General features: G+C 72.5%; 17 protein-coding genes. 7 read left to right on the forward strand and 10 right to left on the reverse strand.

Annotation, left to right across the window (positions count from 1 at the left end):
- The first annotated feature begins 6 nt into the window (after window positions 1-6).
- The gene (locus BJ993_RS00595) at window positions 7-1,206 is read left to right on the forward strand and encodes an acyl-CoA dehydrogenase family protein (protein WP_179647363.1); all 1,200 of its coding nucleotides are present in this window, start codon (window positions 7-9) and stop codon (window positions 1,204-1,206) included.
- 123 nt (window positions 1,207-1,329) lie between these two features.
- Here BJ993_RS00595 and BJ993_RS00600 read toward each other — a convergent pair whose 3' ends face one another.
- Window positions 1,330-3,399 (reverse strand): putative bifunctional diguanylate cyclase/phosphodiesterase, encoded by a 2,070-nt coding sequence (locus tag BJ993_RS00600; RefSeq protein WP_179647364.1) that lies wholly within the window; start codon window positions 3,397-3,399, stop codon window positions 1,330-1,332.
- A gap of 124 nt (window positions 3,400-3,523) precedes the next feature.
- Here BJ993_RS00600 and BJ993_RS00605 point away from each other — a divergent pair, with 124 nt between their 5' ends.
- Together BJ993_RS00605 and BJ993_RS00610 are read left to right on the forward strand one after the other, a co-directional pair.
- Window positions 3,524-5,011, forward strand: a complete 1,488-nt coding sequence (locus BJ993_RS00605; protein ID WP_179647365.1) for a glycosyltransferase family 2 protein — start codon at window positions 3,524-3,526, stop codon at window positions 5,009-5,011.
- Window positions 5,008-5,226, forward strand: coding sequence for a hypothetical protein (locus tag BJ993_RS00610; RefSeq protein ID WP_207006118.1), 219 nt, complete (start codon window positions 5,008-5,010; stop codon window positions 5,224-5,226). Before BJ993_RS00605 ends, BJ993_RS00610 begins: the two co-directional genes overlap by 4 nt.
- A 152-nt stretch (window positions 5,227-5,378) precedes the next feature.
- On the opposite strand, the gene BJ993_RS00615 is transcribed toward BJ993_RS00610, so the two are convergent.
- The 4 genes from BJ993_RS00615 to BJ993_RS00630 are packed head-to-tail and all read right to left on the reverse strand — an operon-like array spanning window position 5,379 to window position 9,355.
- Entirely contained in the window at window positions 5,379-6,419 is a 1,041-nt protein-coding gene (locus BJ993_RS00615) for an iron-siderophore ABC transporter substrate-binding protein (protein ID WP_179651862.1), read from the reverse strand.
- A 45-nt stretch (window positions 6,420-6,464) separates the two neighbouring features.
- Window positions 6,465-7,277: an ABC transporter ATP-binding protein gene (locus BJ993_RS00620; protein WP_179647366.1), complete on the reverse strand. Its 813-nt coding sequence runs from the start codon at window positions 7,275-7,277 to the stop codon at window positions 6,465-6,467.
- A 3-nt stretch (window positions 7,278-7,280) separates the two neighbouring features.
- Entirely contained in the window at window positions 7,281-8,312 is a 1,032-nt protein-coding gene (locus tag BJ993_RS00625; RefSeq protein WP_179647367.1) for a FecCD family ABC transporter permease, read from the reverse strand.
- Window positions 8,313-8,317: 5 nt separating this feature from the next.
- Complete coding sequence (locus BJ993_RS00630; RefSeq protein WP_036544631.1) at window positions 8,318-9,355, reverse strand: FecCD family ABC transporter permease; 1,038 nt, start codon at window positions 9,353-9,355, stop codon at window positions 8,318-8,320.
- A 141-nt stretch (window positions 9,356-9,496) separates the two neighbouring features.
- Here BJ993_RS00630 and BJ993_RS00635 point away from each other — a divergent pair, with 141 nt between their 5' ends.
- The gene (locus BJ993_RS00635) at window positions 9,497-11,617 is read left to right on the forward strand and encodes a putative bifunctional diguanylate cyclase/phosphodiesterase (protein WP_179647368.1); all 2,121 of its coding nucleotides are present in this window, start codon (window positions 9,497-9,499) and stop codon (window positions 11,615-11,617) included.
- Window positions 11,614-12,414 carry an HDOD domain-containing protein gene (locus BJ993_RS00640; RefSeq protein WP_179647369.1) on the forward strand — a complete coding sequence of 267 codons (801 nt, stop codon included), beginning with the start codon at window positions 11,614-11,616 and terminating at the stop codon, window positions 12,412-12,414. Before BJ993_RS00635 ends, BJ993_RS00640 begins: the two co-directional genes overlap by 4 nt.
- 28 nt (window positions 12,415-12,442) lie before the next feature.
- Here BJ993_RS00640 and BJ993_RS00645 read toward each other — a convergent pair whose 3' ends face one another.
- From BJ993_RS00645 to BJ993_RS00660, 4 genes are all read right to left on the reverse strand, one after another.
- Window positions 12,443-14,485, reverse strand: a complete 2,043-nt coding sequence (locus BJ993_RS00645) for an ABC transporter permease (RefSeq protein WP_179647370.1) — start codon at window positions 14,483-14,485, stop codon at window positions 12,443-12,445.
- Window positions 14,486-14,812: 327 nt separating this feature from the next.
- Complete coding sequence (locus BJ993_RS00650) at window positions 14,813-17,731, reverse strand: bifunctional [glutamine synthetase] adenylyltransferase/[glutamine synthetase]-adenylyl-L-tyrosine phosphorylase (protein WP_179647371.1); 2,919 nt, start codon at window positions 17,729-17,731, stop codon at window positions 14,813-14,815.
- A 33-nt stretch (window positions 17,732-17,764) separates the two neighbouring features.
- On the reverse strand, window positions 17,765-19,105 hold the full coding sequence (locus BJ993_RS00655) for a glutamine synthetase family protein (protein ID WP_036544627.1): 1,341 nt from the start codon (window positions 19,103-19,105) through the stop codon (window positions 17,765-17,767).
- A 126-nt stretch (window positions 19,106-19,231) separates the two neighbouring features.
- The gene (locus BJ993_RS00660) at window positions 19,232-19,915 is read right to left on the reverse strand and encodes a helix-turn-helix transcriptional regulator (protein ID WP_179647372.1); all 684 of its coding nucleotides are present in this window, start codon (window positions 19,913-19,915) and stop codon (window positions 19,232-19,234) included.
- Between the two features lie 114 nt (window positions 19,916-20,029).
- Here BJ993_RS00660 and BJ993_RS00665 point away from each other — a divergent pair, with 114 nt between their 5' ends.
- Entirely contained in the window at window positions 20,030-20,488 is a 459-nt protein-coding gene (locus BJ993_RS00665; RefSeq protein ID WP_036544623.1) for a hypothetical protein, read from the forward strand.
- A gap of 27 nt (window positions 20,489-20,515) precedes the next feature.
- Here the strand turns inward: BJ993_RS00665 and BJ993_RS00670 are convergent, their stop codons facing one another.
- Complete coding sequence (locus BJ993_RS00670; RefSeq protein ID WP_179647373.1) at window positions 20,516-22,570, reverse strand: NAD(+) synthase; 2,055 nt, start codon at window positions 22,568-22,570, stop codon at window positions 20,516-20,518.
- 61 nt (window positions 22,571-22,631) lie between these two features.
- On the opposite strand from BJ993_RS00670, the gene BJ993_RS00675 reads away from it, so the two are divergent.
- Window positions 22,632-23,090, forward strand: a complete 459-nt coding sequence (locus tag BJ993_RS00675; RefSeq protein ID WP_179647374.1) for a VOC family protein — start codon at window positions 22,632-22,634, stop codon at window positions 23,088-23,090.
- The last annotated feature ends 49 nt before the right edge of the window (window positions 23,091-23,139 follow it).

The raw sequence follows: 23,139 nt of genomic DNA on the forward strand, positions 1-23,139 counted from the left end.
AATCCCATGGACTTCGACCTGCCCGACTCCGCCCTCGCCGTCCAGGAGGGCGTCGCCGCCGTCGCCGCGAAGTACGACCACGCCTACTGGTCGCGCTGCGAGGAGGAGCACCGCTTCCCGCAGGAGGTCTTCGACGACCTCGGCGCCGGCGGCTGGTTCGGCCTGTGCGTCCCCGAGGAGTACGGCGGCGGCGGGCAGGGCCTGCTCGAGCTGGCCGTCGCCAACATGACCCTGTGCGCCTCCGGCGGCGTCGCGGGCACCTTCTTCTACGTCACGACGCCCGGCTTCGGCGCGATGACGCTCACCCGCCACGGCAGCGAGGAGCAGAAGCAGCGGATCCTCCCCGGCCTCGCCGAGGGCGCCCTGCAGTTCTGCCTCGCCCTCACCGAGCCCGACGCCGGCAGCAACGCCATCGAGATCACGACCCAGGCCCGCCGCGCCCCCGACAACCCCGACGAGTTCCTCATCAAGGGACAGAAGGTGTGGATCTCCAACGTCGAGAACGCCGACTGGATGGTCGCCGTCACCCGCACGATCCCCGCCGCGGAGACGAAGGAGCGCGGACTCCCCCGCACGGCCGGGTTCACCCTCTTCCTCGTCGACGTCAGGGAGGCGCTCGCCGCCGGCACGCTCTCCTACACACCCATCCCCAAGATGGGCAGCAACATCCTGCACTCCAGCCAGGTCTTCCTCGACGACGTACGGGTGCCCGCCGCCAACGTCATCGGCCAGGTCGACGCCGGGTTCGCCGTCCTGTGGGACGTCCTCAACCCCGAGCGCATCCTGGCCGCCTCCGGCGGTGTGGGTACGGCGGACGCGGCGCTGCGCATCGCCAGCGACTACGCGCGGGAGCGGGAGGTGTTCGGTCGCCCGATCGGGGCCAACCAGGGCCTGCAGTTCCCGCTCGCGCAGATCAAGGCGAAGACCGAGCTCGGCCGGTTGATGACCTACAAGGCGGCGTGGCTCTTCGACCAGGGCCGCCCCTGCGGCAACGAGGCGAATGTCGCCAAGCTCACCGGCGCGCAGGTCGGCTGGGAGGCCGCCAACCAGGCGTTCCAGACCCTCGGCGGGATGGCCTACTCGAAGGAGTACCCGGTCGAGCGGATCTTCCGCGACGCCCGGATCGCCAAGAACATCCCCGTCGCCGAGGAGCTGGTGCTCGCCCACATCGGCACCCAGATGCTGGGCCTGCCGAAGAGCTACTGAGCGACGGCCCACTCCCGGGCCACCGAGCCCGGTGGTCGAGGAGGTCGCGCAGCGACCGTCACGAGACCCCGGCCCACGCCCGGGCCACCGAGCCCGGTGGTCGAGGAGGTCGCGCAGCGACCGTCACGAGACCCCGGCCCACTCCCGGGCCACCCGCACCACCTCGGGCGCGGGGACGCCGGGACTGTAGCGGTAGCCCTGCACCTCGTCGCACCCGCGCTCGCGCAGGTAGCGCTCCTGGACCTCGGTCTCGACGCCCTCGGCGACGACGGTCATGCCGAGGGCGTGAGCCATCACGATGATCGCGTCGACGATGGCCGCGTCGGTGTCGGCGCTGGTGATCTCCTGGACGAAGGAGCGGTCGATCTTGATCTTGTCGATGGGGAACTTCGTCAGGTAGGCGAGGCTGCTGTAGCCGCAGCCGAAGTCGTCGAGCACGATCGTCACGCCGACCTCGCGCAGCGCGTCGAGGACCGCCACGACGTCGCCGTGGTCCTCGATCAGGATGCCCTCGGTCAGCTCCACCTCGAGCTGGTGCGGCTCGATGCCGCTGGCCTCGATGGCGTCGGTGATCTCGGCCAGCCAGGTCGCGCTGCGCAGCTGGCGCGGCGAGACGTTCACCGCGAGCCGCAGCGGCTGGCCGAGCTCGGCCTGCATCTGCACCACCGCGGAGCACGCGGAGCGCAGCACCCATCCGCCGAGCTGGATGATCATGCCGCCGTCCTCGGCGACCGGGATGAACCGGTCCGGCGCGACGGATCCGAGCCGCGGGCTGGACCAGCGCACCAGCGCCTCCACGCCGACCACGCCACCGCCGCCGAGGTCGAGCTGCGGCTGGAAGACCAGCGACAGCTCGTCGTGCTCGAGGGCCTGGCGCAGCGCGGCGGACAGCGAGAGCTTGTCGTTGTTGTCGTCGAGCATGCCGTGCTCGAACCACCGCACGCCGTTGCGGCCCGCCGCCTTGGCCTGGTACATCGCGATGTCCGCGTGCTTGAGCAGCGCGGCCGGGTCGTCGCCGTCGGCCGGGTAGAGCGCGCCGCCGATGCTGGCCGTGACGGCGAGCTCGTAGCCGTGGACGACGATCGGCGCCAGCACGGCCCGCGTCAGGTCCGCGATGCGGCGGTCCAGGTCGACCCCGGGGTCGAGGTCCTCGAAGACGATCACGAACTCGTCGCCGCCGAGGCGCGCCACGACGTCGTACTGGCGGACCCAGGAGAGCAGCCGCTCGGCGACCACGACGAGCATCTCGTCCCCGATGTGGTGGCCGAGGGAGTCGTTGATCCGCTTGAAGTGGTCGACGTCGAGGAGCAGCAGCGCGACCTGGCGACGGTCGCGATCGGCCGCGTCGAAGGCCGCGTCGAGGTGGCGGACCAGCAGGCCGCGGTTGGGCAGGTTGGTCAGGCTGTCGTGCGTGGCGAGGTGCTCTGCGCGGTCGCGCGCCTCGATCCGGTGCGTGATGTCGTAGGCGACGAGGATGAAGCCGGGCTCGTCGCCGACGTCCATCGGGACGACCGCCTCGGCCACCGGTACGACGTGCCCCTCGCGGTGCCGGTAGGTCCACTCGGCCTCGTCGCCGTCGACCCGGCTCAGGGCGGGCGTCCCGTCGGCGTAGCGGGCCCGTTCGGCGGCGTCGATCTCGGTGATCCAGCGCCCGACCAGCTCCTCCTGGGCATAGCCGAGCAGGGACTCGGCGGCCGGGTTGGCGGTCACGATCCGGCCGGCGCTGTCGGTGGCGATGATGCAGAACGGGATGCTGTCGAGGATCGAGCGGCGCAGCACGTCCTCGCGGACGGCCTTCTCGGCCTCCTGGCCGCGCAGCCGCTCGGTGATGTCGATGACCGACGCCAGCACGAACCGCTCGCCGCCGATCGTGATCGGGTTGAGGCCGATCTCGACGCGCATCTCGGTGCCGTCCTTGCGGAGCGCGAAGAGCTCGCGGCCCACGCCCATGGCCCGGCGCGACGGATGGGCGACGTACTCCTGCCGCTCGAGGTCGTGGTGGCGCCGGAACCGGGTCGGCACCAGGTCCTCGACCCGCAGCTGCAGGATCTCGTCCGGGCCGTAGCCGAAGGAGCGCTCGGCCTCGGTGTTCGCGAGCACGACCCGGCCCGCGCCGTCGACGAGCAGCATGGCGCTCGGCGATGCCTCGACGACCAGACGCAGGGCGTCGTCGCCGACTGCGGCCCGAGGCACCGCTGCAGGCTCCACTGGCGACCCCATGGCTTCTCCGTCCTGGCAGCGTGCATCCCGCATCCGTGCGGGTTCAAGCAGTCAGATCGGCAGCCTCCTGTCCGATCAGAGGATTGTGAGCGAGCCAATGAGCGAGGGAACGAGTCCGGGCAGGTCCGGCGCCGACGAGGCGAGGCCCCCGCGGACGACGCTGCAGCACCGCCTGCAGCGCACCGTGGGGCTGGTCATCTTCGGTACGGCGACGGCGGGTGCCGGGCTGCTGTGGTGGGCGGTCTCGGGAACCAGCCGACCCGCCGACGACCCGACCGACGGGACGCTCGGGAGGTGGCACCTCCTCTACGACCCCCAGGCCCCGACCCTCGTGACGCTGGCGGCCGCCACGGGTCTGGCCCTGCTGTTCGCGGCCGGGGTCGCGCTGATCGAGCGGCGCATCGCCACCCTGGCGCGCCGCAGCGACGACGGCACCCGCCTGCCCCTCTCCCCCCGCCGGGTGATGCAGGAGACCCGCGGGGTCTTCCACGGCCCGGTCACGGTCACCGTCCTGGTCCCGGCGCACAACGAGGAGCAGGCGATCGGCGCCACGCTCGCCTCGCTCCGGCAGCAGGAGCCGCCGCCCGACCGGGTGGTGGTCGTCGCCGACAACTGCACGGACCGCACCGTGGAGATCGCCCGGTCGTGCGGGGTCGAGGTCTTCGAGACCGTCGGCAACCGCCACAAGAAGGCCGGCGCGCTCAACCAGGCGCTGACCGCGCTCCTGCCCGCCCAGGGCGAGAACGACCTCGTCATGGTGATGGACGCCGACACGGTGCTGGACGCCGGGTTCATCGCCTCGGCCGTGCGCCGGATGACCCAGGACCGCGGCCTGATGGCCATCGGCGGGCTCTTCTACGGCGAGGACGGCATGGGCCTGATCGGCCAGTTCCAGCGCAACGAGTACACCCGCTACGCCCGCGACCTCCAGCGTCGCCGCGGCCGCGTCTTCGTGCTCACCGGCACCGCCACCGTCTTCCGCCCGCGCGCGCTGCGCACGGTCGCCGCCGAGCGCGGCCGGATGCTGCCGGGCGTCCCCGGCGACGTCTACGACACCCTCGTGCTCACCGAGGACAACGAGATCACCCTCGCGCTGAAGGTGCTGGGCGGACTCATCGTCTCCCCCGCCGAGTGCACCGTCGTGACCGAGGTGATGCCGACCTGGCGCGCCCTGTGGGCCCAGCGCCTGCGCTGGCAGCGCGGCGCGCTCGAGAACCTCGGCGAGTACGGCGTCCGGCCGGCCACGTTCCGCTACTGGGCCCAGCAGCTCGGCATCGGCTACGGCGTGATCGCGCTCTTCGCCTACCTGCTGCTGATGTTCCTGATGATGACGTCCTTCGACCAGTGGGTGTGGTTCCCGTTCTGGCTCGGAACCGGCCTCGTGTTCACGGTGGAGCGGGTCGTCACCGTGTGGAACGGCGGCTGGCGGGCCCGGTTGCTGGCCGCGACCCTGTTCCCCGAGCTCATCTACGCGCTCTACCTCGACATCGTGTACCTGAAGGGAATCGTCGACATGTCCGTCGGACGCACCGCCACCTGGAAGCACGTCGTCCAGTCACCGACGACCGTGCGGGCCGACGCATGAGCGGCCTCGTCGTCTCGCTCGGAATCCTGTTCCCCGAGTCATTGGTCCGCTCGCAGGGCTTCGCGATCCTCGCGGCGTTCGTCGCGATCAACACCGTCGTCTACGTGTCCCTGGCCGTCGCGAAGGCGCTGCCGAAGATCTACGTCGGCGACCACCTGCCGCGCCAGTACGAGCGGGCCGAGACCCGGAGCATCCACCCCGACGACCCCGCCTGACCCGGTGGTCGAGGAGGTTGCGCACGCCCTGGCCGGTGGTCGAGGAGGTTGCGCAGCAACCGTCACGAGACCCCCGCAGGACACGCACACAACCCTGAACGGCCCGGGAGCAACCGCTCCCGGGCCGTCCTGCGGCGCGTGCTGTCAGCAGGTCACTCCGCGACGGCCTCGGAGAGCAGCTTCACCAGCTCCGGCATGCCGCCGGCCCACTGGAAGCTGAGCGCGGTCGGCGGGGAGACCGCCGAGATGTGCTCGCGGCCGACGACCTGGGCGACGTTGCCGCCCTTGACGGCCGGGATGGCCAGCGCCTTCTGGTCCTTGAGGAAGGCAGCCGCCTGGGCGTCGTCGTCGAAGTAGGTCACCACGACGTCGGCGTCGATCGCGTCGACCTTCTCGTAGCTGAGGTCGTAGTAGAAGCCGCCGTCGGAGGTGTCCAGCTCCGCGACGCTCGGCGCGACGTCGAAGCCGAGCTTGGTGAGGATCGCCAGGCGCGGGTCGAGCTCGGTGTAGAGCGACATGGCGTTCGGCCCCGGGTAGAGCGCGGCGATCTTCCGGCCCGCGAACTCCGGGTGCTTCTCGGCCTCGTCGGCCAGGAAGGTGTCGATGTCGGCCAGGATCTCGTCACCGTGCGCGCTGCGGCCGAGGGCCTTGGCGGTGATCGTGATCGTGTCCTGCCAGGTCGTCGTCCACGGCGCCTCGGGGTAGGCGACCGTCGGCGCGATCTCGCTGAGCTTCTTGTACTGCTCCTCGGTGATGCCGGAGTAGGGCGCCAGGATCAGGTCCGGCTTCGCGGCGATGAACTCGTCGTAGGGGACGGTCGCGCCGGAGCCGTCGTCGGGGAGCAGCGTCGGGTGCTCGACGCCCTTCTCGTCGTACGCCTCCTCGACCCAGGGCAGCAGGTTGCCCTTGCCGACGGTCCACAGCTGCTCCGCGATCGCGACCGGGTAGACGCCGGACGCGATGGCGGCCTCGGTGGAGCCCCAGCCCCACGTCGCGACCCGCTTCGGCTCCTCGGTGATCTCGGTGGTGCCGAAGGCGTGCTCGATGCTGATCGGGAACTCGTCGGTCACCTCCAGCGTGGTGGCACCGGCGTCCTCGTCGTCCGCGCTGTCGTCGGCGCCGCAGGCCGACAGGGCCAGGACGGCCGCCAGGCCGGCGACGAGCGCCGTGCTGCGACGGAAGGCACGTGTCATGCGCACGTGGATCTCCTCATGTTCTCGGGGTTAGGTGAGGCTATCCTAAGCCCTGCTCGTGGCGAGTCCGCGCCGGGTCCGTCCCTTGGGCACCACGAGCGGTCCGCCGGTGACCGGATCGGGGATCACCTCGGCGTCCAGGCCGAACGCCGCGCGCACCGACTCGGCGGTCAGCACGTCGCCCGGCGCGCCCTCCGCGGCCACGCGGCCGCCCGACATGACGACCATGTGGTCGGCGTAGCGCGCGGCGTGGTTGAGCTCGTGCAGCACCATCACGACGGTCGTGCCGCGCTCGGCGTTGAGGTCGCTGAGCAGGTCGAGCAGCTCCAGCTGGTGGGTGACGTCGAGGTACGTCGTCGGCTCGTCCAGCAGCACCGCGTCGGTCTCCTGCGCCAGGACCATGGCGATCCACACCCGCTGCCGCTGCCCACCCGACAGCTCCTCCAGGCGGCGGTCCGCGAGGTCGGCGACGCCGGTGGCCTCCAGCGCCCGCAGGACGACCCGGTCGTCCTGGCTGGTGTGGCGCCCGAACCAGCCCTGGTGCGGGAACCGCCCGCGACCGACCAGTTCGGCGACCCGCACACCGTCGGGCGCCACCGAGCTCTGCGGGAGCACGCCGACCACCCGGGCCAGGTCACGGCGCGAGATGGCGCCGATGTCCTGCCCGTCGATCCGCACCCGCCCGGCGGTCAGCGGGTGCAGCCGGGCCAGGCCGCGCAGCAGCGTCGACTTGCCACAGGCATTCGGGCCGACGATCGCGGTCACCCTGCCGGGCGGGAGCTCGAGGTCGAGCCCCTCGATCACGGTGCGGCCGCGGTAGCCGAGGCTGATCCCCTCGGCGGTGATGGAGGTACTCATGGGTCACGGTGCCTTTCGTTCGCTGCGGGCCAACAGCCACAGGAGGTACGGCGCGCCCACCAGGCCGGTCACGATGCCGACCGGGGCGGTGATGCCGCCGGGGAGGGCGTACTGCCCGATGACGTCGGCGCCCATGGTGAGCGCGGCGCCGACCGCGGCCGACGCGGCCAGGGCCGGCCCGCCGTCGTCGACCAGCCGGCGGGCGATCGCCGGCGAGATGAGGGCCACGAAGGCGACCGGTCCGGCCACCGCGGTGGCGAGCGCGACGAGCCCGACGCCGATCAGCAGGGCGACGACCCGGGACCGGGTCGGCCCCAGGCCGAGGCCCTGGGCGTGCTCGTCACCGAGCGCCAGTGCCCGCTGCTCGCGGGCGACGGGGACCGCCAGCAGCGCGAGGGCGACCACGCCGGCGGTGAGGAAGCCGAGCGTGCCGTCGCGGACGTCGGCGACGCTGCCGACGGTCCAGAGCAGCACCGTGCCCGCCTCGCGCAGCTCGGCCTCCGCGAGCCGCCAGGCGATCAGCGACGAGCACAGGTAGGCGATGCCGACGCCGACCAGGACGAAGCGGATGCCGTGCAGCCCGTTGCGCCAGGCCAGCGCCCAGATCGCGACGGCCGCTCCGAGCGCGCCCGCGCAGGCGGCGACGTTGACGGTGGCGCCCGAGGCGTCGTACCCGACGACGGCGGTGACCGCGCCGAGCGAGGCGCCGCCGGAGATGCCGAGGATGTCGGGACTGGCGAGGTTGTTGCGCAGCGTCGACTGGAAGAGCGCGCCCGCCAGGCCGAATGCGACACCGGCCACGACGGCGGCGGCGCCCCGGGGCAGGCGCAGCTCGCGCACGACGAGCAGGTCGAAGCGGTCCCCCACCCCGAGCAGCGCCGGGAAGGACCGCTCCGGCGGCACACCCGCGGCGCCCAGGCCGAAGGTCACGAGGAGCAGGCCGAGGCACAGGCCGGCGGCGACGAGCACCACGGCCAGCGCCCGGGCACGGCTGCGGCGGCGGATCCGGGTGACGGTCCGCAGGGTGGCCTCCACCGTGCTCACAGTCCGGCCACCCGTCGTCCGCGGGCCACGGCGATGAGTACCGGGGCGCCGATCAGCGCCGCGACCACGCCCGCCTCGAGCTCGTCGGCCTTGACCAGCCGCCCGATGATGTCGGCTGCCATCAGCATGACCGGGCCGAGCAGCGCGCACAGCGGCACCAGCCACCGGTAGTCGGAGCCCACCAGGCGCCGGGCGGCATGGGGGACGGCGAGGCCGACCAGCGCGATCGGACCGGCCAGCGCGGTCGCTGCTCCCGCCAGGCAGATGATCGCGAGACCGGCGAGGGCGCGCGTCGTACCGACGCCCTGGCCCAGCGCCGCCGCGACGTCGTCCCCGAGGGCCAGGCCGTTGAGCCGGTGGGCGGAGAACAGGGCGAGGGCGGCGCCGACGGCGATGAAGGGCCAGAGCACGGCGACGGCGTCGATGTCGCGCCCGTTGAGGGCGCCGACGGACCAGTACCGCAGCAGGTTCAGCGCGTCGACGTCGCGGAACAGCACGAGCGTCGAGAGCGGGGTCAGCAGCGCCGTGACGGTCGCGCCCGCCAGGGCGAGCTGGACCGGGCGGCCGTTGCCGATCGCGAAGACGACCACCGCGGCGATCGCCGCCCCGGCGAAGGCGAACCAGACCGCGCCGACCGGGGAGAGGACACCGAACGCCGTGGCGGCGACGACGATGCCGAGCGACGCACCGGCGTTGAGGCCCAGCAGGCCGGGATCGGCCAGCGGGTTGCGGGTGATGCCCTGGCTGAGCACCCCGGCCAGCGCGAGCGCGGCACCGGCGAGCAGCGCGATGAGGGTGCGCGGGACCCGCTGCCCGCGGATCACCGCGTGGTCGACGTTGCCCGCGACCGGGTCGGTGAGCGCCCGCCACGCCTCGCCGAAGGCCACCTCGCGCACGCCGAGCGCCAGGCTCAGCACCACGCCGAGGACGAGCAGCACGAACGCCCCCACGAGGACCGCGACCCGGGCACGGTGGCGGGTGGGCGTCGTCGCCGGCGGGGACGCGGGCGCCTCGGCCGCGAGTAAGGCTTGCATAACCTAAGAATGACACAGAGGCGCTCCGCCCCGGTCCCGGGACCAATGACCCATCCGCGTCAGGTGCGGACCGCGCCTGCCGATCGGCGGATCGGACCACGTGTCCCGATGCCGCGAAACGCCCCTCGCCGAGGAGGAACGATGCCCCACAGCGCTGCCGCCCCGCGCGCGGACGCCGACCGTCACGGGGTTCCCTTCCGCCAACCCGGCGACGTCGTCGCGGCCGTGCTCCACGCCGCTGCCGCCGACACCGACATCGCCCTGCTCGTCGCCGACCTGGGCACCGGCGCGCCGGCCGTGGTCCGGTGGAGCAACCTCGGCGCGACCGAGCTGCTCGGCCTGGCGGGCACGGACCTGGACGGTGCCGCGCTGGAGGGCTTCATCGGGCGGGCGGACGGCGGCCCGCTCCCCTCCCTGTTCCGCCGCGAGCGGCCGACCACCGCCGACGTCATGGTCCGCACGGCCGTGGGCGAGCGGCTGCCGTGTCGGGCGACCACGATCCCCGCGCCGGACCGTCGGCTGTGGACGCTGCGGATCGACCGCCAGTCGGACCTCGAGCTGGCCCTGCGCGCGTCCGCCGACGCCCACGAGCAGCGCTTCAAGGTGCTGGCCGAGCGGTCGCCGGTGCCGACGATGATGTCCGAGCAGGGCATGCGGCTGGGCCACGTCAACGACGCCCTGTGCGCCCTGCTCGGCGTCCCGGCCGACAAGCTGATCGGCATGGGGTGGACGTCGTACGCCCACCCCGAGGACCTCGAGACGATCACGGCGACCGTCGTCGCCGTGCTGGCCGGTGAGGAGCGGGAGATGCAGGCCCGCTTCGTCGACCACGACCGCAGCGTGCGCTACACCGACATGCGGTTCACGCCGCTGCACAGCCCCGGCGTCGGCGACGGGTTCGTCGCGACGCTCGAGGACATCACGGAACGCCGCGCGCTGGAGGAGCGGCTGAACCACCAGGCGACGCACGACTCCCTGACCGGCCTCCCGCGCCGCACCCGGCTGTGGGAGCACATCAACGAGGCGATGGCGGACCCGGCCGCCGGCCCGACCTGCATGTTCCTCGACCTCGACAACTTCAAGGTGGTCAACGACAGCCTGGGACACACCGCGGGCGACGCGCTCCTCGTGGAGGTCGCCCGCCGCCTCTCCAGCTGCGTGCGCCCTGGCGACCTCGTCGCGCGCTTCGGCGGCGACGAGTTCGTGGTCGTCTGCAGCACCAGCTCGCTCGAGACCGCGCTGGAGGTGGCCGACCGGATCCTGCGGGTGCTGTCCGCCCCGGTCGTCCTCGGCGGCGTCGAGATCCACCCCCGGGCCTCGATCGGCGTGGTGATGCGGGGCCCGGACCACCACTCCGCCGAGGACCTCATCCGCGACTGCGACATCGCCATGTACGAGGCCAAGTCGCGCGGCAAGGGCAGGGTGACGGTGCTCGACGAGGGCGCCCGCAACGCCGCCTGCGACACCCTCGCCCTGGTGGCCGACCTGCGCCAGGCACTCGAGGACCGTGCGATCAGCCTGCTCTACCAGCCGATCGTGCGCCACGAGGAGGCCGGCACCGTGCTGGCATCGGTCGAGGCGCTGGCCCGCTGGCACCACCCCGAGCGGGGCCCGATCCCGGCCGAGGTCTTCGTACGCCTCGCCGAGGAGCACGGTCTCGTCAAGGAGCTCGGCGAGGTGGTCCTCGACGCCGCCTGCACGGCGATGGCCACCTGGCAGGAGGAGCTCGGTCCGCTCGCCCCACCGCGGATCAACGTGAACCTCTCGGCCCTGCAGATGAGCGACCACCAGCTGGTGCGCACGGTCGAGCGCGCCCTCGTCCAGCACGGCCTCGCGCCCGAGCGGCTCTGCCTCGAGATCACCGAGTCGGCACTGATGAAGGACCCTGACACGGCGTCGGCGATCCTCGGCCGGCTCCGCGAGCACGGGGTGCTGGTCGCCATCGACGACTTCGGCACCGGCTACTCCTCGCTGGCCTACCTCCGGCGCCTGCCGGTCAACTACCTCAAGGTCGACCGGTCCTTCGTGGCGGAGCTCCAGGGCGGCCACACCGCCGTCGCCCGGGCCGTCATCGGCCTCGCACACAGCCTCGGGATCGACGTGGTCGCCGAGGGCGTCGAGACGCCCGTCCAGGCGCAGAAGCTCGAGCAGATGGGCTGCGCCCTGCTCCAGGGGTACGGCCTCAGCCTGCCCCTCACCGGCCCGGCCCTGGTCGACTGGTGCCGGTCCGGCTGCCCGGCTCCGGAGGGTGGGCCGGCATGACGACACTCGCCCTCGACGTCGACACGGTCCTGGACCGCCTCGACGAGCTCGCCTCCCAACGGCCGGTCGCCGCACAGATCGTGGCGACCAGCAACAACGAGAGCGCCGGGGCCGCCGAGCTCGCCGCGATGCTGGGCGCCGACGTCGCGCTCGCTGCCAAGGTCATGAAGCTCGCGAACTCGGCGTACTTCGGCCTGTCGGGCCGGGTCACCAGCCTGCCCTTCGCCGTCACCGTGGTCGGCTTCAACACCGTGCGCTCGATCGCGACGGTGGCCCTCGCCGGGCTCGACGAGGCGGCGGCCCTGCCGGAGGGCTTCTGGGACGTCTCCGTCCACCTCGCGGCCGCCTGCGGGGCCCTGGGACCGTCGTTCCAGCAGACCACGGCGGACGCGCTGTGCCTGGGCCTGCTGGCCCAGCTCGGCGCCGCGCTGATGCACCAGGCCGACGTCTCCGGGTACGACGAGCTGGTCGCCACCACGGACCTCGGCGCCGCCCGCTTCGCCGCCGAGACCGACCGGTACGGCCTGAGCTCGCCCCAGCTGACCGCCGAGGCCCTCCAGCACTGGCGCTTCTCCCCCGCCATGGTGACGGCGCTGCGCGAGGTCCCGGGCGGGCAGGACGGCGCACTGGTGCGGACCGCCTACGAGCTGACCGCCCGCATGCTCTCCCCCGGGCACCGGCGGCTCCGGCTGGACGGCCTGTCGCGCCACCGCGTCCCCGAGTCGCAGGCGGCGACCCGGATCGCCGGCATCCGGGCCGACGTCGCCGCCCTCCGGGCGGCGCTGGGGCTGTCGTGACCTCCCCGCGCCACCCGTCGGGCGCGGCTCAGGAGGCCGGGGCCTTCTCACTCCGGGCCGGGACGCCGCTCGCGCCCGCGGCAGCGGCGTACAGCCAGCCGTAGAACGCCAGCAGCACCAGCCACGAGGCGATCACGACGCCGTACATCGTGGTCCACAGCCACACCGGCACGTCGGGCTTGCGCTCGCGCTGCAGCATGAACGGCTCGTGCACGAACGCCGCGTCGGTGCCGTCGTCGACCTGGACGAGGCCGGACGCGGGACCGTCGATCGCGGTGTCGGCCGGCATGTGCACCGGGATCGACACCATCGTGGTCGGCGCGAGGTGCAGCCGGATCAGCACCTTCCAGTTGCCGTAGATCGGGAGCGGCTCGGCCGAGCGGTACTCCCCCTCGCGCCCGGTGGCCTCCATGGCGACGCTCAGCATGCCGTCGCCCGGCACGTCGCCGGACGTGCGGTGCCGGCCCTGGTAGGCCAGCGCCGAGATCCAGACGGCGTCCTCGACCTTGTCCTCGTCGGTGCGGACGGTCACCCGGGTCAGGCAGCCGTCGGTGCCGATGCAGTCGTCGTCGTACGAGACCTGGCCCATGATCACGCCGGTCCCCTCGACGGGCTGGTACGTCGTGCGGCACTCGTCACCCGCGCAGTCCTTGACGACCTCGACCTCGCCGGCGCTGCCCGGCGGCGCGAAGACCGCCATGAGCACGATGAACGCCAGCGTGCCGGCGGTACCGGCCCACCGGCCGGTCACGGCCATGCCCTCGCGCAGCGGCGCCGACGCCTCGGGGAGGTCGGCGATTCGCTCGAGGTGCCGGGCGAAGGACCAGCCGAGCAGGCCGCCGCCGGCGCCCGCGATCGCGCCCACCGTCAGCATCAGCGGCATCTGCTGGGCGTCCGGGGGCAGCGGGTAGGGCATGAAGACGTCCATCCACCACCACTCGGTCGCCAGGCCCGCGCCGCCGGCGAGCAGGCCGCCCACGGCCGCGAACACCGGCCCGCGGTTGCGGACCACCAGGGCGAGCAGCTCGATGCAGAGCGCCGGGCCGAGGAAGAGCAGCCAGTGGGCCCGGTGGATGTCGGGGACCGGCAGGGTGATCGCGTAGATGAGCACGCGCACGCCGAGATAGGTCAGCCAGGTGACCAGGGCACCACCGGGCCCGAAGAACAGCCGGCCGGCCGTGAAGATCCACGCGGTCAGGAAGCCGGAGATGATGAACATGGTGGCGGCGGGGAACTGCGGGACGCCGAGGTCGAACTCCATGAGGAAGCCGACCGGGATGATGCAGATGCCGATCACGATCGTCATGAAGAGCCGGGTCGACCAGGCGGCCCGGTCGGCGAGCACGGCCTCCGGCGCCTCGCGGCGCACGGGCGGGAGGATCCGGCCGAACAGCCGCAGGCCGCCGGTGGCGAGGCCACCGATCCACGTCCACCGCCGGGCCGCGGGCCGGCCGACCTGCGCGGCCTCCGCGAGGAGGAGCGGGACGGCGAGGATGCAGGTGACCGCACCACCGATCATCATCACGTGGGTCGGACCCCACTCGGTGACGTCCTGGCCGAAGAGCCGGTGCCAGACGTCATCGGCCGGGAAGCCGGCGGCAGCGATCATGCCGGCCCCGAGCAGGACCAGCGTGCCCATCGGCACCCGCCACTTCGGCGTCAGCCGGACGGTACGACGCGGCAACGGGTCCTTCGCCAGTCCCGCCGAGATCACGCCGGCGGCCAGGAAGAAGAAGATGCCGAACATGATCGGGAAGTGCGACGGGTTGGCCAGCGGGCCCTCGTCGCGTCCGTTCTGCATGTGGATCGGGACGTCCCAGTACACGCCGAACGCGCACGAGATCAGGGAGACGAGCGCCAGGTAGCTCGGCAGGCCGGCCCAGCGGGGCAGGCCGTCGACCGCCGACACCCGGTCCGCCAGACGGCCGATCACGGTCGGCTTCCCGTCGCGCTCGCGCAGCAGGAAGATCCCGAGCGGGATGTAGATCGCCGCGAAGGCGGCGAAGGCGATCAGGACCTGGTCGAGCGCTGCGCCACCGGCCGGCGGAGCCTCTTCAACGGCTAGCAACATGGGGGTACACCTCACAATCCTCACCCCGAACGCTACTCGTAGTAACAGGTACCTGAACAGCGGATCACGCCTTGGTTGAGCGGGATCACATCGGCCCGGCCGAGCCTCCCGGGGACCCCGCTCGTTGCCGTCGCGAGACGTTCGGGGAAACTCCGGCCCCTAGCCGCCCGTGGGGACCAGCGATGTGTCATGATGGGCCGGTCGGGCCGCGACCGACCCCCCCAGAGGTCGCGGCCCGACGCTATTTTTCCCGGCCTGCCGCGTGGCGAGGGACGAGCAACACGGCGGATCAGACGGGGAGATCGACCAGCGACGGTGCGGCTGGACTCACTCCCAGAAGACGCGGTCGACGACCGCCCGCGCATGCCGGGTGACCCGCAGGTAGTCGTCGAGCAGCCGGTCGGCCTCGTCGGTCTGGTAGCCGAGGATCGCCGCCACCGAGCGCCGTTCCTGGGCCGCGCGCGGGAACTGGTCGCCGGGCTTGCCGCGGGCGAGGAGGATCGCGTTGCGCACCCGGGTCGCCATCCGCCACGACGTGCCGAGCGTCTCGGCGTCGTCGTGGGACACCAGGCCCGCCTCGGCCGCCGCGGACAGGGCCGCGAGCGTCTGGGACGTGCGCAGGCCGGGCACCTCGGCGCCGTACCGGAGCTGGAGGAGCTGGATCGTCCACTCGATGTCGGCCAGTCCCCCGCGTCCCAGCTTGAGGTGCAGGTTGGGGTCGGCGCCGCGCGGGAGGCGCTCCTTGTCGACGCGCCCCTTGATCCGGCGGACCTCGAGCACGTCGTCGTCGGTCAGGCCGCCGGCCGGGTAGCGCAACGGGTCGATGAGGGCCGTGAAGCGCTCCCGGACCTCGGGGTCGCCGACCACGGCGTCGGCCCGGAGCAGCGCCTGCGCCTCCCAGACGTGCGACCACTTCGCGTAGTAGGCGGCGTAGGCGTCGAGGGTGCGCACGAGCGGTCCCTGACGTCCCTCGGGGCGCAGGTCGGCGTCGACGACCAGCGCCGGGTCGGGACCGGGGGCGCCGAGCACCCGGCGGACCTCCTCCGCGACGATCCGCGCGAAGGTCGAGGCGGCGTGCGCGTCGGCGCCCTCGACGGGCTCGTGGACGAAGAGCACGTCGGCGTCGCTGCCGTAGGAGAGCTCGAAGCCGCCGTACCGGCCCATCGCGATGATCGCCATCCGGGTCGGCGCCTCGTCGAGGCCCCGGGCCCGCAGCGTGGTCTCGATCGCGCCCTCGAGCGTCGCCTCGAGCGTGGCGTCGGTGAGCCGGGTCAGCGCGAAGCCGACGTCGGCCACGTCGATCAGGCCCAGCACGTCGCTCGCAGCGATGCGCAGGAGCTCCCGGCGTCGTACGGCGCGGACGGCGCGGACCCCCTTCTCGAAGCCCTCCTGGCGCCGACCGGTCGCGTTCATCTCCTCGATCAGCGCGGCCGACGTCAGCGGGGCGAGGTCGCCGCCGAGCAGGCGCACGCCCGCGGGCTCGCGCTCGAGGAGGTCGGTGCAGTAGCGGGAGGTCGCCAGCAGGTGGGCGAGCCGCTCGGCGACCTCGCCCTCGTCGCGCAGCGTGGAGAGGTACCACGGCGTGCGACCGAGCGCCTCGCTGATCCGGCGGAAGCCGAACAGGCCGCCGTCGGGGTCCGGCGCCTCCGCGAACCACTGCAGCATCGCGGGCAGCAGCGTGCGCTGGATGGCGGCCGTGCGGCTGACCCCCGACGTGAGCGCCTCCAGGTTGCGCAGCGCGGCCTGCGGGTCGGCGTACCCGAGGGCGGCGAGGCGGGCACCGGCGGCCTCGGACGACAGCCGCACCTCGTCGGCGCCGATCCGCGCGACGGCGGTGAGCAGCGGACGGTAGAAGATCTTCTGGTGCAGCCGGCTGACCTCGCGGCGGTGGTCCTGCCAGGTCTCGTCGAGCCGCTTCTCGGACTCCTTGAGGAAGCCGAGGCTGCGGCCCAGGCGGCGCAGCGACGCCTCGTCGGCGGGTACGACGTGCGTCCGCTGCAGCCGGTGGAGCTGGATCCGGTGCTCGAGGGTCCGCAGGAACGCATAGGCGCGGTGGAGCGCCTCGCCGTCCTCGCGGCCGACATAGCCGCCCTCGATGAGGCGGGCCAGCGCACTCAGGGTCGTCGGCGGCCGGATGCTCTCGTCCGCGCGTCCGTGCACGAGCTGGAGCAGCTGCACGGCGAACTCGACGTCGCGCAGCCCGCCGGCGCCGAGCTTGAGCTGGCGGTCCGCCTCGCGCGCGGGGATGTGGTCGAGCACCCGGCGCCGCATCGCCCGCGCCGCCTCGACGAAGCCCTCGCGGTCGGCGGCCGACCAGACCATCGGACCCACCATGTCGACGAAGTCGCGGCCCAGCTCGAGGTCGCCGGCGACCGGGCGCGCCTTGAGCAGCGCCTGGAACTCCCAGGGCTCGGCCCAGCGCTCGTAGTAGCCCTGGTGGCTGGCCAGGGTCCGGCTCAGCGGGCCGGCCTTGCCCTCGGGCCGCAGGTTGGCGTCGACCGGCCAGATGGTGCCCTCGGCGGTGTGGTCGGAGCAGACCTGCATCATCTGCGCGGCCAGCCGGGCGGCGACCCGCTCGTCGCCCTCGTGAACGAAGATCACGTCGACGTCGGAGACGTAGTTGAGCTCGTGGCCGCCGCACTTGCCCATCGCGATCACCGCCAGGCGGGCCCGGTCGGCGTCCTCCCCCAGCCGCGTGCGGGCCACGGCGAGCGCGGCGTCGAGCGTCCCGGCCGCGAGGTCGGAGAGCTCCGCGGCCGCGTCGTCGACGCCGAGGTGGTGGGTCAGGTCGCGTGCGGCGAGCCGGAGCAGGAGGCGCCGGTACTCCACACGGAGCGCGTTCACGGCCTCGAGGTCGGGCTTGTCCGCCACCGCCTCGAGCAGCGAGGCGCGCACCGCCCACGCGGCGGGCCGGGTCGAGCCCAGGTCGGGGTCGGTCAGCTCCCGCCACTGGAACGGGTGGGTCACCAGGTGGTCGGCCAGCGCGGCGCTCGCCCCGAGCACGCAGAGCAGGCGCATCGCCGTACCCTCGTCGTCCGCGACCGCGGCGAGCAGCTCCTCGCGGTCCTCGACCGCGTCGGCGAGCCGCGCCAGCGCGTGCAGGGCGGCGTCCGGGTCGGCCGTGCGGCCGAGATAGGCCAGCAGGTCCACGCCCACCGGCCCGAGGGCGGCCAGGTGCTCCTGCGCGCGGTCGAGGTCGACGAAGCCGAGCCGCAGCAACTCGGTCCGTTGGCTCGCCCGGTTCATCGGCTCACCTCACGAGGTCGCGGCGGTCCGATGTCACAGGACGGGGAGCATGCGATCGCGCTCGAAGACCGACACCTGGCCGCGGTACTCGTCCCACTCCGCCCGCTTGTTGCGCAGGAAGAAGTCGAAGACCTGCTCGCCCAGCGTCTCGGCCAGGAGCTCCGAGTGCTCGGCGATGGTGATCGCCTCGTTGAGGTTCTTCGGCAGCGGCTCGATGCCGAGGCTGCGGCGCTCGCGCTCGGTCAGCGCCCAGACGTCGTCCTCGGCCTCGCGCGGCAGCTCGTAGCCGTTCTCGATGCCCTTGAGCCCGGCGGCGAGGACGGCGGCGTACGCGAGGTAGGGGTTGCACGCGGAGTCGATGGTGCGCAGCTCGATCCGGGTCGACTGGCCCTTCATCGGCTTGTACATCGGCACCCGGATCATGGCCGAGCGGTTGTTGTGCCCCCAGCAGATGTACGACGGCGCCTCGCCCCCGAACATCATCCGCTTGTAGGAGTTGACCCACTGGTTGGTGACGACGCTGATCTCGCTCGCGTGCTTGAGCACGCCGGCGATGAACTGGCGCCCGGTCTTGGAGAGCTGGTACTCGGCGCCCGCCTCGTAGAAGGCGTTCTGGTCGCCCTCGAAGAGGGACACGTGCGTGTGCATGCCCGAGCCCGGGTGGGACGTGAACGGCTTCGGCATGAAGGTCGCCCAGATGCCCTGGCTCAGCGCGACCTCGCGGATGACCGTGCGGAAGGTCATGATGTTGTCGGCGGTGGTGAGCGCGTCGGCGTAGCGCAGGTCGATCTCCTGCTGGCCCGGGCCGGCCTCGTGGTGGCTGAACTCCACCGAGATGCCCATCGCCTCGAGCATCGTGATCGCCTCGCGGCGGAAGTCGGAGCCGTGGCTGTGCGCGGCGTGGTCGAAGTAGCCGCTGCGGTCCATCGGCACCGGCTCCTCGCCGGGTCGCGGCTCGTCCTTGAACAGGTAGAACTCGATCTCGGGGTGCGTGTAGAAGGTGAACCCCTGCTCGGCGGCCTTGCCCAGGGTGCGCTTGAGCACGTTGCGGGGATCGGCGTACGACGCCGAGCCGTCCGGCATCACGATGTCGCAGAACATCCGGGCGGTCGCCGGGCCCTCGCTGCTGCGCCACGGCAGGATCTGGAAGGTCGTCGGGTCCGGCAGCGCGAGCATGTCGGCCTCGTAGACGCGGGCGAAGCCCTCGATGGCCGATCCGTCGAAGCCGATGCCCTCGGAGAACGCGCCCTCCAGCTCCGCGGGAGCCACCGCGACGGACTTGAGGAACCCAAGCACGTCGGTGAACCACAGCCGCACGAACCGGACGTCACGCTCCTCGAGAGCGCGGAGAACGAAGTCTTCCTGCTTGCCCATGGCTGCAGCCTAGGGGGTGGCCCTCCCCCCGGTGGTCGAGGAGGTCGCGCAGCGACCACCACCCGGTGGTCGAGGAGGTCGCGCAGCAACCACCACCCGGTGGTCGAGGAGGTCGCGCAGCGACCGTCACGAGACCCCCGCAGCCTCCGCACCCCGCAGCACCACACAGCACCCACGGCCCGGCGCGACCGGCTCTGCCGCCATCTGGTCGCCGCCCACCCGGCGCGCGAGCGCCGCCACGAACGCGTGGTTGACCCCGCAGACCAGGTCGCGGTGCTCCGCGGCCAGGCGCCCGAAGGGACAGTTGCGCAGCACGATCCCGGCGTCGGACTCCCGAGGCTCGTAGCCGAGCATCGCCAGGGTCGCACCGAGTCCCTCGCGCGCGGCCGGCCACTCCTCGGCGACCGACCGGGCCGCGCCGTCGGCGGCGTCCTGCAGTGCGTCGGGCATGGGCGTGCCGGCGAGGTTGCGCTCGACGGCGTCGGCGAGCACCTGGCCGGCCAGGTCGTAGCGCCGGCTCGGGACGCTGACGACCACCTCGCGCCCGGAGCGGCGGTAGAGCTTGGCCGGTCGTCCCGCGCCCGGCCCGGTCCGGCCGGTCAGCCGCTTGAACTCGGTGACCAGCAGGCCCTCCTCGACGAGCCGGTCGAGGTGGAACTTCGCCGTGTGCCGCGGGACCTCCACGCCCGAGGCGGCCTGGTCCCGGCTCACCGCGCCGGGCTGCTCGGCGACGAAACGGTAGAGCTGGCGTCGTACCGGGTCGGCGAGTGCACCCAACCGGGTGACCCGTCGCCCGAAGGCCTCGTCCATGGTGCGCCCCTCCCAGGGATTTCTAGCGGAGACAACTCTTGCCGAAAGACTACGACAGGTCTACCGTCAAAAGTGATGTCCGTTACAACGGACCGCCCGAGAAAGGACCCGGCCATGGCCAGCACCCACGCGTGGGACAACCTCACCCACGACATGCGCGAGGAGCTCAACGACCTCGCCCACTTCTCCACCATCGACGCGAACCGCCAGGGACGCGTCGCCCTCTGGGCCACGCTCACCGCACTCCCGCTGGTGTGGGGCCTGGACATGCTCTTCGGCGTGATGACGGACCACTGGGACAGCTATGTCGCGGTGTGGGCCAACAACTTCCTGCCCGGATCCGCCGACGACGCCGTGATGTGGATCGGCATCGTGACCCTCGCCATCGGCGTCCTGGTCGCGGTCGCCCCGCACTTCGGCGGCGACGTGCTCGGCATCTGGCTGGTCCTGCTCGCGATCAACCTGTTCGGCGTCGACGGCGTCGCCCACCTCGCGGTCGGCATGCTCGCCCTGGCGTTCTGCAGCTTCGCGATGGCCCGGATGGTGCGCGGCGACCACATCAGGGAGGCCTAGGGTTTCGAGGCTCGCTGCTCTCGCACCTCAACCACCGGCTCCACCGCCCTCCGGGACGTTGGACGCCAGCTCGGCCAGCCATGCTGCCGCGCTGGCGTCCGACGGCATCCGCCAGTCGCCGCGCGGCGACATGGTGCCGCCGGCGCTCACCTTCGGGCCGTTCGGCAGCGCCGAGCGCTTGAACTGGCTGCTGAAGAAGCGCCGCACGAAAACCTCCAGCCACCTCCGCACCGTCGCGAGGTCGTACGACGTCCGCCGCTCCTCCGGGAAGCCCGGCGGCCACTCCCCCACGGCCTGGTCGTGCCAGGCGTGCCAGGCGAGGAAGGCGATCTTGCTGGGCCGGTAGCCCCGCCGGATGACGTGGTAGAGCGTGAAGTCCTGCAGCGCGTAGGGGCCGACCGAGTCCTCGGTCTTCTGCTCCCCGCCCGGGATCAGCTCGGGCGTGATCTCCTGCTCGAGGATCTCCTTGAGGACCTCGTCGGCCTCGTCGTCGTAGTCGCCCCCGTGGAGCTGGTTGCTGTCGATGACCCAGCGGATCAGGTGCTGGATGAGCGTCTTCGGCACACCCGCGTTGACGTTGTAGTGCGACATCTGGTCGCCGACGCCGTAGGTGCACCAGCCGAGCGCGAGCTCGGACAGGTCACCGGTGCCGAGCACGATGCCGCCACGGTGGTTGGCCAGCCGGAAGAGGTAGTCGGTGCGCAGCCCGGCCTGGACATTCTCGAAGGTGATGTCGTAGACCGGCTCGCCGCCGGCGAACGGGTGCTTGAGGCCCTCGAGCATGGTCCGGGCGGCCGGCTTGATGTCGAGCTCCTCGAAGGTGCAGCCGAGCGCCTGCGAGAGCCGGGTGGCGTAGGACTTCGTGGTGTCGCCGGTCGCGAAGCCCGGCATCGTGAAGGCGTGGATGTCGCTGCGCGGCCGGCCCAGCCGGTCCATCGCCCGCGCGGCGACGATCAGCGCGTGCGTCGAGTCGAGGCCGCCGCTGACGCCGATGACCACCTTGGGCTGCCCGATGGCCGCGAGCCGCTGCTCGAGCCCGGAGACCTGGATGTTGTAGGCCTCGTAGCAGTCGAGCGCGAGCCGGGCCGGGTCGTCGGGGACGAACGGGTAGCGGTCGACCTTGCGGAGCAGGCCGATGTCGCCGGTGGGCGGGTCAAGCGTGAACGGGACCCGGGTGAACTCGGCGACGCCGGCGCCGAGCCGGTTGTCGTCGAAGGTCCCCTGGCGCATCCGCTCCTGCCGGAGCCGGTCGACGTCGACGTCGACCACGGTGCGCCGCGGACCGTCCGGGAACCGCTCGCTCTGCCCGAGCAGGTCGCCCATCTCGTAGACCATGGTCTGCCCGTCCCAGGACAGGTCCGTGGTCGACTCGCCCTGCCCGGCGGCGGCGTACACGTAGGCGGCGTTGCAGCGGGCGCTGGCGCTGCGGGCCAGCAGGTGCCGGTCCTCGGCGCGGGCGACCGTGATCGGGCTGCCGGAGATGTTGGCCAGGACCGTCGCACCGGCGAGTGCCGCCTCGGCGCTCGGCGGGATCGGCACCCACATGTCCTCGCAGACCTCGACGTGCAGCACCAGCCCGTCGACGTCGGTCGCCTCGAACAGCAGGTCGGAGCCGAAGGACACCTCGTTGCCGTCGAGCTCGATCACCTCGCTGCGCACGGTGGAGCCGGCCGCGAACCAGCGCGCCTCGTAGAACTCGCGGTAGGTCGGCAGGTACGACTTCGGGGCGACGCCGAGGACCCGGCCGCCGTGGATGACCACGGCGCAGTTGTGGACCCGGTTGCGCACCCGGAGCGGGGCGCCGACCACCAGGACCGGGCGGAGCTCCGCGGACGCGTCGGCGAGCTCGCGGATCGCCGCCCGCACGGCCTCCAGGAGGGTGTCCTGGAGGAAGAGGTCGTCGACGGCGTACCCGGTCAGGCCCAGCTCGGGGAAGACCGCCACCGCGACCCCCTCGTCGTGGCAGGCCCGGGCCTGCTCGATGGTGCGGGCGGCATTGGTCGCCGGGTCCGCGATGGCGACCGGCAGGGTCACCGCCGCGACCCGGGCGAACCCGTGGGCGTAGGCCGAGTAGAAGTCCACGGTGCGAGTCTAGGGAGCGGGTGTCCGATGAGTACGCCGCCCGCGCGCGGTCTCCCCCACCATGAGCATCGCGAGCAGCCACATCCAGCCGTGCCTGTGGTTCGACGACACGCTGGAGGAGGCCGCGCGCTTCTACACCGGCATCTTCCCGAACTCCGCCATCGGCCACCTCGGCCCGATGGCCGGTGAGTTCACCCTCGACGGGATGACCTTCCGCGGGATCAACGGCGGGCCGGCGTTCCCCTTCACGGAGGCGGTCTCGTTCTCGGTGACCTGCCGCGACCAGACCGAGGTCGACTACTACTGGGACTCGCTGGCCGACGGCGGCCAGGAGTCGGTGTGCGGCTGGCTGAAGGACCGCTACGGGCTGTCGTGGCAGATCGTGCCGGTGCGGCTCTACGAGCTGATGACCGATCCCGACCCCGCCCGCGCCGAGGCGGCCAGCCGGGCGATGCTGGGGATGCGGCGGATCGTGGTCGCCGAGCTCGAGGCGGCGGCGGACGCCGTACACCCGGGGTGACCCAACACACAGCGCGCGCCGGCTCCGCCCGGACTAGCCTCGTGGTTGC

Origin of the sequence: Nocardioides aromaticivorans (genome assembly GCF_013408525.1) — a bacterium.
Classification (GTDB): domain Bacteria; phylum Actinomycetota; class Actinomycetes; order Propionibacteriales; family Nocardioidaceae; genus Nocardioides; species Nocardioides aromaticivorans.